The following is a 15820-nucleotide window of genomic DNA, read 5'->3' on the forward strand; positions in this document are numbered from 1 at the left end:
GCTTGCAAGGCGGTGTTAGTGACCCGCACTCTGTCCACCATCGACGTGAAGAATTTCGCCCGTGACAAAGTTGGCTGATTCCAGGTAGAGGATTGCATCAACGATGTCGGAGATTTCGCCCATACGACCGATCGGGTGCAGGGCATCGAGCTGTGCATGGGTCTCTGCGGGATGCATTGGCGTTTTGATCGTACCCAGCGCGACGGCGTTCACCCGGATACCACGCTTGGCATACTCGATCGCAAGCGATCTAGTCGCGGCATTCAGTCCGCCCTTCGTCAGCGACGCGAGCACAGATGGTACGCCGGCGATCGGGTTGTCAACCAAGCTCGTCGATATCTGCACGATATGACCGCTACCCTGCTTCTCCATCTCGGCGATCGCGAGTTGCGTCATGTGAAAGAAGCCAGTGACGTTAGTGCCCAGATATACCTCGTAATCAGCCTCACTGTATTGGGTAAATGGCTTGGCGATGAATATACCAGCGTTGTTGATGAGCGTGTCGATGCGCCCGAAGCGGGTCACGCCTTCGATGATCGCACGTTCGGCGGTTTTTCGATTAGCGATGTCACCTGACACTGTGAGGATTGCATCATCATTCGATGGCTGAATTGAGCGTGAGATAGCGACCACCCGATAGTTGCGATCGCGGTACGCCTTGACAAGGGCTGCGCCGATGCCCTGCGATGCGCCAGTAATAACGGCGACTTTCTGTTCGATGCCCATAGTAAAATTCCTTTATGCTTTTGAGGGATTGTTTGGAACGAAGGACGAATTATCTGAAGCAAGGAAGAGGACTGCTTTGGCAATCTCGCCCTTCCAGTTTCATAAGAATCTCTTTTGGAAATAATGTGTGAAGGTTGCAGGTCAGTTTATGGTCGAAGCCGCTATGCGGTGGTCATGGTCAGTGCTGGTAGCGACTGGTAGCCATGCTTCGATTTCTTGTGCCATTTTCGCGGCGTTGTTCTGGTACATGGCGATCGTGTCCTTCCCGACGGGCAAATGCAGCGGCGGACGTTCTGTATTGGCAAGTTGAATAATCACCTGAGCAAACTTTTTCGGATCGCCAGGTTGATGCCCGTGTAGCGCATTGGCTCCGCTACGCATGGGTCCTACCGTTTCCTGGTAATCGTCGATAATGGTTTTAGCGGCAACATAAGATTCAGCGCTCAGGAAGTCGGTACTAAAAAGACCGGGAGCTACTGCTGTAACCTGGATGCCGAGCGGTGCCAGTTCTACCGCTAACCCTTTCGAGAGACCTTCGATCGCAAATTTAGTGGACCCGTACAATCCCCAGCCCGGAACTGCATCGTAGCCGAACAGCGACGTGATATTGATGACCCGCCCGGATTTTTGCTGGCGCAGGTACGGCAACACCGCACGAGTCACGTTCAATAACCCAAATATGTTGGTATCATACTGTTTGCGGACTTCGGCATCCGTGGCTTCTTCGATCGCAGTAACCATGCCAAACCCGGCATTATTGACCAAGACATCAACCCGGCCGAAACGGGCAATGCCTTGCTTAACAGCCTCTTGTACCTGGCCTTCCTGGGTGACATCCATCTGCACAGCGTACAGATCCGGGTGGTTGTGCAGGGTAGTGGCGAGTTGTGTGGGCTGAGAGCGAACTGTCGCTACTACTTGGTCGCCTGCTGCTAGAGCTGCTTTGGCAATTTCCAACCCAAAGCCCCTGGACGCTCCGGTAATGAACCATACTTTCTGCGTTTTCATTTTGTATCCTCGTTTTAGGTGTTGTCTAGTTTGTTGGCTTTAGCTCTTTCGGTAGTTCTTTGAGCAAAAACGCAACTTAATTGTTCTGCTGTGAATGGTGGGATTGAGGATCAAAGCACTTCATTAGTTGCAGTGCTAATGGCTGCCATCAACTGCTCCATATTCCAGCGATGGCGATACCGAATTCCATTAATAAACAAAGCTGGTGCAGTCACTACTCCACTTTGCTGACCACTTGCGATATCTTGATTGATGCGGTCAACATGGACTTGTTTGAAGATATCCTGCAAAAATTGGCTGATGTCGAGACCTAGATTATTGGCATACTCAACGAGATAGCCGTTTCCCAATGCCTCTTGATGGGTGAGCAGCATCTCGTGCATCTGCCAAAACTGACCTTGCGCTGCTGCTGCTTCCGCTGCTTCCGCTGCCTTTTGTGCTTGAGGATAAATTGAATGTTCGATAAAGTAACGAAACACTACACAAATCGAATTTTTCTCAGTCAGCCGGGAATTGAAATCTTGCACAATTGCCTGAATCAACTGATGCATTTCCCTGGACTGAAGACATTGGTAATTTCCATATTCCACGAGTACGATCGGGGCATTGAGCATCCCTTGATAGCGATCGCGTTCGGAAGGTGGAACAAAAAGTTGATTAAAATTACTATCTTGATTCATCGGACACTGTATCAAAAAGGGTTTCTCACAGCATCAAGGGATTGGCATGACTCCTATCTGTGATTCCTCCCGACTCCGTTTTTTCTATGTCTTTAGCTTATGAAACTAATTCAGCTTTGTCGCCAACTCTAAGTTGAGTAATTGAAGCGATGAAACAACAGTTGCTTACTATCTCTAAAACTAACCCTCAACCGAACTTAAGTTCAGTTTTGCTTGTTTCACAACTTGGCGAGTCCCCGCTTCAGTGCGGTAATCACCGCTTGAGTGCGATCGCTCACGCCTAATTTGCTCAAAATCCGGTTGATGTGAAATTTCACAGTACTTTCAGTAATATTCAAAGCCGCAGCAATATCTTGATTACTCAAGCCACGCGCCATCTGACAAACAACCTCTTGTTCTCGATCGCTCAACTCTGGAATGTTCATCCGTTGCACCAGTTTGGCAGCGACTTCGGAAGGGATATATTGTTGTCCACTGTGAACAATATGAATCGCATTCAGGAGTGCCTCCGGTTCCGCGTCCTTCAGCAGATAGCCCTTGGCTCCGGCGCGTAATGCTCGATAAATATCTTCGTCCCCGTCATAAGTGGTCAGTACAATCATCCGGGCATGAGCGAATTCAGCACAGATGGCGACGATGGCATCAACGCCGCCGATCTGCGGCATCCGTAAGTCGATTAAGGTGACATCAGGTTGCAGTTGCCGATATTGAGCGATCGCTTCCTGCCCATTGCCCGCTTGACCCACCACCGTCATATCTGGCTCATTCTCAATCATCGCGGCTAGTCCTTGCCGGACGATTGAGTGATCGTCAACAATCAAAACGCGGATTACTGTAGACTGACTCACGCTGATGCCTCCCGATGTACGGATACGATCGTTTCTGTTCCCTGCCCCAGTCGGCTCTTAATCGAGAGTTGTGCCTTAATGCGTTCCGCTCGTTCGGTAATCCCCAGTAAGCCAAACCCCCGATTTAGGATTGTATGGTTGGCTTCAAATCCTTGTCCATTGTCTTTAATTCGTAAGAAGAATTGCGTTGGTTCATAAATTAATTCAATCCGAATTTCCTTTGCATTCGCATACCTAATTGAATTGGTAAATGCTTCCTGTGCAATTCTTAGAAGATTATTCTCTGTTTCCGGGGGTAACGTATAGGGCGTGCCAATAATATCACAAATCAAGCTGGTTTCGGTTGAAGATTGCATGGTAGCTACAAACCGTTGCAGTGCCGTCCACAGATCGCCATCTTCTAGGGATTGGGGACGCAATGCTGCAACGGAGCGTCGAGCTTCTGTCAGCCCGGTGCGGGCCAGGTCTCGCACGATATTAATATGTGTTTGAATTGCTTGGGGGTTGCTGGTCACTAATCGAGAAACGGTTCCCATGTGAACCAGAATCCCGGTAAAGGCTTGCGCGAGAGTGTCATGAATTTCGCGTGCCATGCGGTTGCGTTCCTCTAAAATTGAGGCTTCTTCGGCACGTTTGCGATCGCTGATATCTGTAATCAGGCCATAGTATCCTTTCACTTGACCATTGTTATCGACATCAGGGATGAGGGAATTACTGATGTATTTCTTGCCAAACACACAGGGAATTTCTGCCTCATAGGTTGTGATTTGCCCTGCCAGTGCTTGATTGATATACGGTTGTACAACTTGATAAGATGCCTCACCCAAGTTTTCGCAAATATGCTTGCCCAAAATTTCACCTCGACTACGTTGAAACCATTCCTCATAAGTGCGGTTGGCAAACCGATAACGCTGGTCGGCATCTACATAGGTAATACAAACAGGTAGAGCGTCCGTGATCACTCGTAATTCCTGTTCTCGCTCGCGCAGTTCTGCTTGGCTTTGCTCTAAAGCCGCCGTCCTTTGAGCTACCTGTTGCTCTAAGGTGCGGTTGTAATTGGCTAAGAAGTGTTCTGCTTGTTTCCGCTCTGTGATATCTTGAAAGGTGGCGATCGCATACGCCACCTTACCCTGTTCATCAAATACTGGCGTTCCCCATATCTCAACTGGAATAATGCTGTCGCCTCGGTGAATTTCTAAATCATCTGTCCTCGTGCGTTCACCTTTCAACGCCCGGTATAAATTCAGTTTTTCAGTAGGATATTTTTGATTCGTTCCGGCTATATAGGCTTGATACGTCTCTGCAAGTTGATCCATTGTTACGGAAGAAACAACCCCTTTGCCTGTTAGCTGAGTTGCTTGTTGATTGAAGTAGTAAGGGCGACCCGCCGCATCCACAACTGCAACTCCTAATGGAATCGCTTCTAAGAACTGCGTCAACTGACTTTTGCTTGCGCGTAGCTCTGAGTACAGTTTGGCATTCTCGATCGCAATTGCTGCCTGAGTAGATAGTAGATTTAGAAGTTGCGATCGCTCTGCTGTGAATGCTCCAGTTGCTAATTGATTTTCCAGGTACAACACGCCAACAAGTTTACTTTGATTCAACAACGGCAAACAAAGAAGTGATTTCGTTTGGTTCTGCTGAATATATGGCTCATTGATAAAATTACCTTCACGAGTTGCATCATTTAAAATGACAGATTCATGAGTCCGAATCACATAATAAATGATGGATTCGGGTAAGCGATTTACCATTGAAATCGATTGCAGTACTTGTGTAGTACAAAAATTCGCCCCATCATTGAGTTCACAAGCAGCCTCGATTGCCCATTCTCCTGCGTTTTCCAAAATCAAGCATCCAGTTTGTGCCCCAGCATTCTCAATTAATATCTGCATCAAAGAATTGAGTAACTGATCCAGTTCAATTTCGCGAGAGATGGCTTGGGATGCTCTGATTACTGTCGCTAAATCGAAAGCAATATGTGAGGTGTTAGAAGTAGTTCCAGCAGTGGTGTGAACTTGTGTGGGAGCCACATTCAGCGACTGAGGAAAAAACTGTGGATAGCGAGTCTCTAAATCTTTGGCTTTTGCGGTTGCTCCCCACCGCTCATAGCAGTAATGGGCTTCCTTCATATAAAGTTGAGCAAACCTTTCTCGACCACGAGCCAAGTAATGTTTTGCAGCTAACTCATAGCCTAAAGCTTCTTCTTGAAGGTACTCGTTGTCTTTAGCACCAAAAATTGCTTGTTCATAAAACTCCTCTGCCTCAAAAAACTGACCCAAAACTCGTGCTTTCTCTGCCTCAACTAACTGAAATTTATGCAAAAAATTCATGGGGGCATGGTGTGCCCATTTCTGCATTTTTTCCTGGTTGGCGTTAACGCGATTCAACCAAGCTTCTTTTTCTGAGTTTGAAGCATCCGCCAACAAGCTCAGAAATATTAGAGAGTCATAGAAATGAAATATAGATACAGAGATTATTGCTGTGGCTGCGCCTAAATACTGTTCTGCCAAAGTAGCCGTTTTTGCAGCTTGCTCATGCTCCCCGAACAGATAGCATAAAATCAGCTTATTTAAGTAGAAGTAGTGAAGGCTAGTTCCATCCTTGACAGCGATCGCCCATGATAATGCTTGCTCTTCGTCATAGATACAACCCACTAAGCGACTTGGATTTTCAGATTGACCTCGCAGGTTAAGGATCGTTTGCTGCAACATTGCCAGCCAAATGGAAGCAGTCTCTCGTCTAATTTGATGGGTGGCTTTACGATAAATCGCTGTTTGTTGTTCCAGTTCTGTCAGTTCTTGTCCTGCAAAAAAGGGGTAATAACATAGGCTGAATGCACAATAACTCGCAAATTCAAACTCTCCACTTTCTATACCGCTTTGATAAGCCTCAGCTAAAACAGGGAACGTCTCTTTAAGGTGGTCTTTCCAGTGAATTATATGGAAATTCACCATCAGCAATGTTTTGCAGTTAACTCTCTTGTTATTTAATCTTTTCGCTAAGTTTAAGGATAATTTGCCAAATCGATAACCCAGTTCAAGGTCTTGTACAACTCCACATAGCATCATGCCGTATGCAGCATAACCGAGAAGCGACCAGATGGCGTTTCCATTGGCGATCGATAAATTCACCATTTTGCACACAATCAGCACCATCAAAGCGGGTGACACATTAAAAGCCGCTCCCACTGTGCTGACTAAAATGTAGATTGCTGCCAGTGGCACAGGTTCAATCATCTCTGGCAGATCGATCAAATCTTCGATTTCCCGCCCAACCAATCGTGAAGCCGTTTCCTCTAATCCTGCTTGAACGTCTAACTGACTTGGAGCTTCTACTAAACTAATTCCCAAGAGTTGCAGCACTTCCAAGCCAGTTTTTAGGGCTTCTTTGGGGTCTCCCCGCGACAGCCATGCTTGAATTCTGCTATCGTAAGCTTTCACTTTATCGAGTACTGTCTTCGCACGGTTGAGTACTTCTTCTACAAGCCGCTCCATTTCATCAAAGTGACCACTGAGGTATGCTGCCTCTGCTGCCTCCGAATGCAACGCCAAAGTTAAGCCATACTCACGCTGCCAACTTTCCCCATCAAGAAGTTTAAGCCCTGCATTGAAATACTTGAAAGCGGCTTCATAAGCCGTCGCTGCTAGCGCTTTTTGACCTGCTTGCAAATTCAGTTTGACAATCTGATTCCGTTCAGATTGCTCACTGATTAACTCGGTTCCATAATTCAGTTGATCAACAATTTCAAACAACCGCTCTGCTAACTGCTCTGGTGAAGTCTTTTCGAGTAAATTGCGACCGATTTGCAGATGTACTCCAAGTTTTTGCGACTCATCGATTAAGGCGTATGCCGCTTGCTGTACGCGATCGTGCAAAAACTTATATTCTTGAACTAATAGGTTTTCGTCTAATTCAGATATAGGTTGAATTAATCCGGCTTGAATGGCTACTAGTAAATCTAGAGAAATTGCTTTAGGAGATTGTTCGCAAACGATCGCTAACGTATCTAAATTAAATTCAGCACCGATACAAGCTGCTAACTGGAGAATTTGCTGTGTGTTTTCTGGTAATTTATTTAACTGGCTCAGTAGCAACTCCACCACATTATCGGTAATATCCTGGGCTTGAATCTTAGCAATGTTCCATTGCCAGCATAAGTGTTCAGCATCAAAGGTCAGCAGATTTTCGCTATGCAGCATTCTCAAAAATTCACCGACAAAGAAAGGATTGCCCTCGGTTTTACGCAGTACTAACCCAGCTAAGGAACAAACGGTGTCTGCATTCTGATGTAGCGTCTCGGCAATCAACTGACTCAGCGAACCCAGCGTTAATGGTGCCAGGATTATCTCCTGAATTACTGCCCCTTGTTTTCGCAGTCTTAAGAGCGTTAACATCAACGGATGAGTTGGATTTACCTCATTATCTCGATAGGCTCCAATTAAAAATAGGAATTGGGTTTGTTCATCAAGCAACATCAGCTCGATTAACTTCAGCGTTGCACAGTCTATCCATTGCAAATCATCTAAAAAGATCACAAGCGGGTGTGACTCTGAACAAAACACCCGCACAAACTTCTGAAAAATTAGATTGAAGCGATTTTGAGCTTCAGTTGCTCCAACTTCTGATACAGGCGGCTGCTTGCCGATAATTAATTCAACTTCCGGGATGATATCAATGATAATTTGTCCGTTGGTTCCCAAAGCCGTTAGCAAGCGCGATCGCCATTGTTGCACTTGCTCGTCTGGTTCACTGAGCAATTGTTGTACCAATTTTTGCAGGGCATCTGCGATCGCGCTGTAGGGAATATTACGCCCAAATTGATCGAATTTACCCCAGATAAAATAGCCGCGCTTTGCGGTGATTGGTTTATAAAGTTCCTGGACTAATGCTGATTTCCCAATTCCCGCATAGCCAGAAACCAGCATCATTTCGACTTTGAAGGTTTGATTGTTTGTTAGTTTCTGTTCTGAAGTTTGTTGTACAAGTTTTTCTGAAGCAACGCGCTCAAAAGCTGCTAATAACATTGCAACTTCTTTATCCCGTCCATAAAGTTTTTGGGGAATTTGAAACTGATCCCAAACATCTAATAGACCCAGTTGAATGCTATTGATTTGCCCGATTTTTTTTAATTGGTCAGCACAAATTTCTAAATCTGCTTTGATGCCCCAGGCACTCTGATAACGATCCTCTGCGTTTTTCGCCATCAATTTTAAAACAATATCTGAGACGGCTTTAGGGATCGCTGCATTCAGTTCGTGAGGTGGAACAGGCACTTTAGCAATATGACAATGGACTAGCTCAAGGATGTCTGTTGTGGAAAACGGCAGATGTCCGGTTAGCAGTTCGTAGAACGTCACACCCAGTGAGTAAAAATCGGTGCGGTAATCGAGTAAACGGTTCATCCGCCCGGTTTGCTCTGGAGATAGGTAGGCGAGTGTCCCTTCTAATACATGAGGGCTTTTAAAAGTTGGATTCGTGCGATTAAATTCAGTAGCAATCCCAAAGTCAATAATTTTGACAACGCCAGTATCCAGATTAAGGACTATGTTTCCAGGGTTGATATCTTTATGAATGACATTGGCTGCATGGATTCTGCCTAAAATGTCGCTTATAGCGATCGCCAGACCAAGAAAAGTGGATAAAGGCATGGGGCAGAATATATCTGGGCACTTGTGCATCCATTTCTCTAGGGACTCTCCCCCAAAATCTTCTAAGAAAATTACCAGAGTGCGTTGATAGTTCTGCTGGCTGTATGCCTTAACAACTCCTTCCAGATTCAGGGAACGGGTAATTTTATATTCTTGTCTGTAACGGGTTAGCTCTTGGGGAGAGGGATAATCAAGCTTTAGCATTTTTACGACGATCCCTACTCCATCGTCTCTGATGCCCCGGTACACTAGAGAATTGGAACTTTCGTATATTTTGTTTTGGATAGAAATACCAGGTAGAGCAATCATAGAGCAACTCTTGAGAGGAGAATCTGGTACACCTCAAACTATACAGCAATCCACCTATCTAGATTTTTCATCTTCTGAAATCCTATTTGGTTTTGTTCATTTCTAGCCAGTTGTAGAGTGGGGACTGAACTCTGTTGAGCGCTATATAAATCATGTAGAGGGGTTCTACAGCACTCAATTAAACAACTGGCATCGCTGGATGTCAAGAAGCGGAAAGTTTTATCTTTTCCCTCGTACAACTTCTTCACTGTCCCGTTGCGTTGCTAACTCCATTGAAACTGCAATCCAAAGCCATTGGATGCCAATTTGCCAAAATTGTTTAGGGTATTTTCCCATACTCCGACTCTAGGAGCGTCAACAATTTCTCTTCCACAGCAGTAAGATAAGGCCGATTCACCTTTCCCAAAGACTGCAACAGATTTTTGACTGTCTCCTCCAGCGAATCAGAATATACTCGACTGATGCGATCGCTAATCTGCTGCATCTGCTCACATTCAGCAGGCAAGTAATCGTAAGACTTCAGGTGTTGTAACCCAACGGCGTACTCGCCATCCCACATTCTCATGCTGCAACTAAAGTCATTCACTGCGCTGACAATTGCCCAACACCCACCCTTTCCTCTGAGTTCTGGATTATCTTTGGCTAAAATTTGGCAGACTTCCCCAACAAAATAAGGATTTGGAGCTTTTGTCCGTTCCATGATCCGTTGTACTACATCGCCTACAACTCTAGCAGATGGTACTTTACCTCCGGCTTCTTCCACTGCCGTCTGCCATACTTCCCATTGCTGTTGAGGTTCCAGCTTTGTTATCGGTCTAACCTGGCGTTCACTGGTAGGTAAAATTTGTGTCCCAATGGGACACATTTCCTTATTTTCAGTTTGTGTCCCTATTGGATAATTTTCCGCGTCGCTCGATTCATTTTCAGTTTGTGTCCCATTGGGACACATCTTCATCAAGTTATCAAACACAGCCGAAGCTTCGATTAATCTGTAAGGATGACGACGCTGAAATCCAAACCTGTCTTTGCAATACTCCTCAAAAGTGCTGTGAGTGGAACGGTACAGCCGACGATCGCGCAATTCCATCAGCGCTTTGCCAGCTTCAAAAACTGCTCTTTCTACACGGCGCTCTAAGTGCAGGCGATCGCTTTGTTCCTCGTCGGTCAATTCCTCTACTTCAACAGCACTAACCGTAATTGTTGCTGTAGATGGATTTTCCTCAACAGAGATATCTTCATTTGCAGAGTTACTGAGTGATTTTGAATTTATCTCTGCGGCAGAGGTGGCTTTTTTACGCCTAGAAGATGGTTTAGCCATCATTCCACCCCTTTAATTCAATAGTATTTGCTCAAAATCAATGGCAAATAGATTAAGTATGTGGTGAGTTATGGTAATAATGCTCTGGGATTGAACTCGGTGGAGCATTATCATCTTCACGAGTCCTCTTGAATTTTCACAATATCATTGACAGTTACTAACTCTCCAGACAGCACAGAGCAAATTCTTGCTAGTTTTACCAAATTATCGATATCCGCTTTTTTTAGCCTGCCATCACGGGCGACAGTCAAGGTATGTCTAGTGACTTCATTCGGGCTACCCTCAAACTGCCTATGAACTGCGTAGACAGACAAGAGGCTACCATCTTCTGTTTTGGGCCACCATTGCGAAATATCAATATATGCTTCCATCCAAACTGCTAACACGTTTTTAATGATTAACCTCCATTAACGCTTATCTGATTACAGAATAACAGCCAATCAACATACAGGCTATCAATTAACAGAATAACTGCTAATCAGTATATTGACAATCAGTTAGCAGAATAGCATAATATAACTATCACAAAAGGCAACCGCCCTTAGCCTCGGAAACTTTGGAGGCGATCGCCTTTTGAAAAACCCATACATTCGTACAGGGAATTTTAATTATGACTTATATCATCTACAGCCAACAACAGCTGCAACTGAAATCGATTGCACGGCTCAAGCAAATCTACAGCGAAATCGGCTGCACAGTTGAAGTAAGCGACAAACGCTGTAAGGATTCTTGGATTACTGCGATCGCTGAATATCAAGCCAGCAAGATTCAGAAACTCACCCTCGCTGCCCCCGACGAACAAGCCCTTGCCCAAGCCGAACTCGACAACTACATCGCTGACCAAGCCCAAGCTGTAGCTCCCGAACTCCTCACAATAGTCGAAATCTCGTTTGACCATCACGAATATTACGCTGATGACAAACTGATAGCTAGCATCAGCCATGACGACAACCATTTAACCCAACGCTGGGTAGTAATGGTTAACAATAAAGAAATATTCCGTGCCAATACTCTAATGCGTTGCGATCGCTTCATCTGCACTCACTACAAAGATGGCTCATTACCTGTGCAGGAACAACTTGCAACGCCTTGCACTACTGGTAACGAAGTTATGGCGCAGATTTTCAACGAATGCGAGAAATACGGCTTTGAAATCCTCGACGACGGCATTTACCACAACGACGTAAAACTAGGCGAAGTAGGGCAGACTGACGGCAACTGGTGGTTCACACGTGCAGCAGACGAAACCCAGCATATAGCCTGTGATTCTGCAATGAATGTAGTGCAATCGCTATCGATGCTGAACGTGTCTACTGACGGTAAATCCATTTTTGATGAATATTTTTTAGACCAACCGTTAGAACAGCTAACTGGCGATAGATTGCAGCGCCTGCTGGAGAAAGCGGAGTTAGTCACAGCGTAATTCAGTAGTCAGAATCCAGGAGTCAGGAGTCAGTAAAAAAACCTAGCGTGGCAAAACTTACTAGAGAAGAGTGGAAATCCTGTAATCTTAACCTTGTAGGGAAATAATGGTGCAAGAACTTGGCAAGAAAAAGTTTAAAACCAGAGGCAACATCGTTTGAAGTACTCGATTGTGTTCAAAAAAAATGCCCCTCGTGCGGTCAAGCAATGTGGAATGAATACAATAATCCTCGACATATAAGAACGTTAAACGGGGTAGTAGAACTACAGCTAAAAATTCGTCGATGTCGAAACAAGTCATGTCTGCGGTATAAAAAAGCATATCGACCAGAGCAAGAAGGGTCACTCGCTCTACCACAGAACGAATTTGGTTTGGATGTGATTGCTTATATAGGAGCATTACGCTACCAGGAACATAGAAGTGTTCCTCAAATACACACTCACCTTGAATTAAAGGGTATATGTATCAGTCAACGAACGGTCACGTACCTAATTGACAGATATGACGAGTTACTTTCTTTGTGGCTAAAAGACCATAAAAGGTTAAAAGCAATAGTGGCTAACCAAGGACGGGTGATATTAGCGATCGATGGAATGCAGCCAGAAATTGGACATGAAGTATTATGGGTAATTCGAGATTGCTTATCAGGAGAAATAATACTTGCTAAAACCTTATTATCATCAAGAAACGAAGATTTAGTGGCGTTATTATTAGAAGTAACTAATACCCTAAATGTACCAATTGATGGCGTTGTTAGTGATGGGCAACAATCAATTCGCAAAGCTGTTAGGTTAGCATTACCTAGTATTGCTCATGGTTTATGTCATTATCATTACCTAAAGGAGGCAATTAAACCCATATATGAGGCAGATCGACATGCAAAAAAGGAATTGAAAAAAAAAGTTAGAGGATTACGAGACATTGAACGTAGTATTACCAATGAAACTCAGGAAATGGCAACTATTATTGAAGATTATTGCTCGGCAGTGCGTAGTTCTATAACCAATGATGGTCATCCACCGTTAGAGGCATCTGGATTAAAGTTACAAGAAAATTTGACATTGATAGAGCAAAGCTTAGAACGGATGGAAAAAAAAGTGCTTTAACCCCACCCTTAGTCAACCTAAAACACCTGATAGCTAAGGGTTTATCTGCGACTGCATCTTTATTTTCACCTGTGAGGGTTGCATATCAGTGGGTTGATAAAGCTAGTGATATTCTTAATAATAAAATAGGTCTTAATGCTGCTGGGGTCAAACAAAGTTATCAACAACTTTTAACAGAAATGTCCCAACAAAAACAGAAAGCTGGTACGCTAAACACTGCAATCGATAACTTTATAAAAACCACTCATAGCTACTGGTCTGGACTTTTTCATTGTTACGAAATTGAAGATTTTCCCAGAACTAATAATGACTTAGAACATGCTTTTGGTATGCTACGTCATCATCAACGTCGTTGTACCGGTCGTAAGGTTGCCCCCTCATCCCTTGTTATTCGTGGTTCTGTCAAACTTGCCTGTGCGATCGCTACTAAACTTCATTCTTTTACCGCATCTGATTTAGCACAAGTTGATATTCATACTTGGCTCGAATTACGCTCTCAACTGAAAAAACACCATAAAGCCAGAATTGGGAATAATTTTCTAGCAACACGCGAAAATTAACAATGCACGACGACTATTACTGTGTCGATTTAGCGCGATAGATAATCGCTATTTTGCTCCAAAACCGTCTAATTGGTGTAACAGTTTCATTTTGATTAGGTAAATCCATCTTCATATTCAGCCACAAGAGATAGGATATTTATCTAGTACATAAATACTATAAAAAGGACTAAAAATAAACCTGAGCCAATACTCAAAGATAAGGGACTGAACATATATGGCAATTGAAGAACTGCAAAAAAACGATATGATGGCGTATCTGCAAGAGTTCGCTTGATAGCAGGCAAAGATATTGGTCATTACGGTAGACTGGTGGAAAGCAATGGTGGCACGCCATTTCCTCAGTGAGCATGAGCTAATTGAGTATCTTCAGAAAGATAAAGACTTCAGTGAACAAGAAGCACGCGCTAAGTTAAGTCACCCCAGCATCCAGGCGGTTTTTGTCACCGACACTGTAACACCAAAAGAAACCGACTGGCAGCAATTAAAAATTGTCTCTGTTGCACCTTTAATTGCTACTGCTATTCAACGATTTAAAGCTGATGGTTCAATTAGTAACTTATTTTTAAACAAGAGGTATAAAAATATGCAAAGAATATTCCGTAATCGGGCTGAAGCGGGTAAACTATTAGCTGCCCAGTTAACAGAATATGCCAATCATCCAGATGTTTTAGTATTAGGGCTTCCCCGTGGTGGTGTGCCTGTAGCATTTGAAGTAGCAAAGGCACTTAATGCACCATTAGATGTGTGCTTAGTGAGGAAACTAGGTGTACCTGGACACAAAGAACTGGCAATGGGTGCTTTAGCAATGGGAGGAATACGTATAATTAATGAGAATGTCGTAGATTGGTTACGGATTTCCAAAGAAACTATTGATGAAGTAGCGGCAATAGAAATGCGGGAATTGGAGCGCCGCGATCGCACCTATCGCGATAATCTTCCACCACCAAAAGTCAAAAACCATACCATTATTCTTGTAGATGATGGGATTGCTACGGGCGCTACTATCCGAGCAGCGATCGCTACATTGAAAAAACAACAGCCCTGTGAACTTGTGGTAGCAGTTCCAGTTGCGGGTGTATCTACCTGTGAAGAACTACAAGCAGAAGTAGATAAGTTTGTATGTGTGATCGTGCCAGAGGATTTGTATGCCATTGGTATTTGGTATGAGGATTTTGAGCAAACAAGCGACGCAGAGGTACGTGAACTCTTGGCAACGCAAAAACTTTTGATAGTCAATGACTCATAAATGGAGATTGAGTTTATGGAATTAACATTAACACAGCACCCCCGCGAACATCTGGTGTCAGTGACAGCAGGTAAAGTTAACTTAGAGGGCAATTTGGTGATTCCAGAGGGTGCTACGGGCATAGTTTTATTTGCTCATGGCAGTGGTAGCAGCCGTCACAGCCCCCGTAATCGCTATGTTGCTGGAGTCTTACAACAAGCCGGACTCGCAACTTTATTAATTGACTTGCTGACTCTGGAAGAAGAAGAAATTGACCTGCGGACAAGACATTTACGCTTTGATATTGGTTTGTTGGCATCGCGGTTAGTTGGGGCTACAGATTGGCTGGTACATAACCTAGACACCCGACACCTAAAAGTCGGTTACTTTGGTGCTAGTACAGGAGCTGGTGCAGCCCTGATTGCCGCCGCAGAACGTCTAGAAGTTGTCCAGGCTATTGTCTTCCGTGGTGGACAACCGGATTTAGCTGGTTCAGTGTTAACTCATGTCAAAGCCCCAACATTGTTGATTGTTGGGGGTTACGATATGCCAGTGATCGCAATGAATGAGGATGTATTAGAACAGTTGCGATCGCTTTCAGTGGAGCGTGACCCATCGCTAAAACGGTTGGAGATTATTCCCGAAGCCACCCATTTATTTGAAGAACCAGGTACATTAGCAGCAGCAGCAGCACAACTGGCGAGTGAATGGTTTACGCATTACCTCAAGTAAAAGGGACTGGGGATTAGAGATTGGGTTTACAAAGGAAAAATGACGGAATGTTTTCCTAGTCCTCAATCCCAAAGCCATTGGCTGGGGCAGGTACGCTGACTCGATGGCGAAAATCTGGATTACCTTGCTTTTTCCGTGGTTTACTCATGGCTTTTTCAACACCTCTGTGTTGATTGACTTTTACCATTGATTTGTCCACTCTTGACAGCCATCTATTTTTCTTAACTTGAC

General features: G+C 44.3%; 13 protein-coding genes. 5 read left to right on the top strand and 8 right to left on the bottom strand.

Going from position 1 to position 15820, the window contains the following annotated elements; genetic code table 11:
- Positions 1–15: 15 nt before the first annotated feature.
- From GJB62_RS31155 to GJB62_RS31185, 7 genes are all read right to left on the bottom strand, one after another.
- Positions 16–726, bottom strand: a complete 711-nt coding sequence (locus GJB62_RS31155) for an SDR family oxidoreductase (RefSeq protein WP_114085670.1) — start codon at positions 724–726, stop codon at positions 16–18.
- Positions 727–867: 141 nt separating this feature from the next.
- A complete protein-coding gene (locus GJB62_RS31160; protein ID WP_114085671.1) occupies positions 868–1734 on the bottom strand; it encodes an oxidoreductase in 867 nt (288 codons plus the stop codon).
- 110 nt (positions 1735–1844) lie between these two features.
- Positions 1845–2414 (bottom strand): DsbA family protein, encoded by a 570-nt coding sequence (locus GJB62_RS31165; RefSeq protein WP_114085672.1) that lies wholly within the window; start codon positions 2412–2414, stop codon positions 1845–1847.
- Between the two features lie 218 nt (positions 2415–2632).
- Positions 2633–3262 (bottom strand): response regulator transcription factor, encoded by a 630-nt coding sequence (locus GJB62_RS31170; protein WP_114085673.1) that lies wholly within the window; start codon positions 3260–3262, stop codon positions 2633–2635.
- Complete coding sequence (locus GJB62_RS31175; protein ID WP_114085674.1) at positions 3259–9222, bottom strand: AAA family ATPase; 5964 nt, start codon at positions 9220–9222, stop codon at positions 3259–3261. The genes GJB62_RS31170 and GJB62_RS31175 overlap by 4 nt, the downstream gene beginning before the upstream one ends.
- A 319-nt stretch (positions 9223–9541) precedes the next feature.
- Positions 9542–10543 carry a hypothetical protein gene (locus GJB62_RS31180; protein WP_309472833.1) on the bottom strand — a complete coding sequence of 334 codons (1002 nt, stop codon included), beginning with the start codon at positions 10541–10543 and terminating at the stop codon, positions 9542–9544.
- Between the two features lie 113 nt (positions 10544–10656).
- The gene (locus tag GJB62_RS31185) at positions 10657–10926 is read right to left on the bottom strand and encodes a hypothetical protein (protein ID WP_069070655.1); all 270 of its coding nucleotides are present in this window, start codon (positions 10924–10926) and stop codon (positions 10657–10659) included.
- A 224-nt stretch (positions 10927–11150) separates the two neighbouring features.
- On the opposite strand from GJB62_RS31185, the gene GJB62_RS31190 reads away from it, so the two are divergent.
- The 5 genes from GJB62_RS31190 to GJB62_RS31210 all read left to right on the top strand — a co-directional run bounded on the left by GJB62_RS31190 (position 11151) and on the right by GJB62_RS31210 (position 15589).
- Positions 11151–11963 carry a hypothetical protein gene (locus tag GJB62_RS31190; protein WP_114085676.1) on the top strand — a complete coding sequence of 271 codons (813 nt, stop codon included), beginning with the start codon at positions 11151–11153 and terminating at the stop codon, positions 11961–11963.
- Between the two features lie 206 nt (positions 11964–12169).
- Positions 12170–13069, top strand: a complete 900-nt coding sequence (locus GJB62_RS31195) for a hypothetical protein (RefSeq protein ID WP_159402636.1) — start codon at positions 12170–12172, stop codon at positions 13067–13069.
- A gap of 71 nt (positions 13070–13140) precedes the next feature.
- Positions 13141–13629, top strand: coding sequence for a hypothetical protein (locus GJB62_RS31200; protein ID WP_159402637.1), 489 nt, complete (start codon positions 13141–13143; stop codon positions 13627–13629).
- Positions 13630–14215: 586 nt separating this feature from the next.
- The gene (locus GJB62_RS31205; protein WP_114080963.1) at positions 14216–14878 is read left to right on the top strand and encodes a phosphoribosyltransferase; all 663 of its coding nucleotides are present in this window, start codon (positions 14216–14218) and stop codon (positions 14876–14878) included.
- Between the two features lie 15 nt (positions 14879–14893).
- Positions 14894–15589, top strand: coding sequence for a dienelactone hydrolase family protein (locus GJB62_RS31210; RefSeq protein WP_114080962.1), 696 nt, complete (start codon positions 14894–14896; stop codon positions 15587–15589).
- 55 nt (positions 15590–15644) lie between these two features.
- Here the strand turns inward: GJB62_RS31210 and GJB62_RS38110 are convergent, their stop codons facing one another.
- The gene (locus GJB62_RS38110) at positions 15645–15776 is read right to left on the bottom strand and encodes a hypothetical protein (RefSeq protein WP_258551424.1); all 132 of its coding nucleotides are present in this window, start codon (positions 15774–15776) and stop codon (positions 15645–15647) included.
- Positions 15777–15820 lie beyond the last annotated feature (44 nt).

It is taken from the genome of Nostoc sp. ATCC 53789, assembly GCF_009873495.1.
GTDB classification, from domain to species: Bacteria; Cyanobacteriota; Cyanobacteriia; order Cyanobacteriales; family Nostocaceae; genus Nostoc; species Nostoc muscorum_A.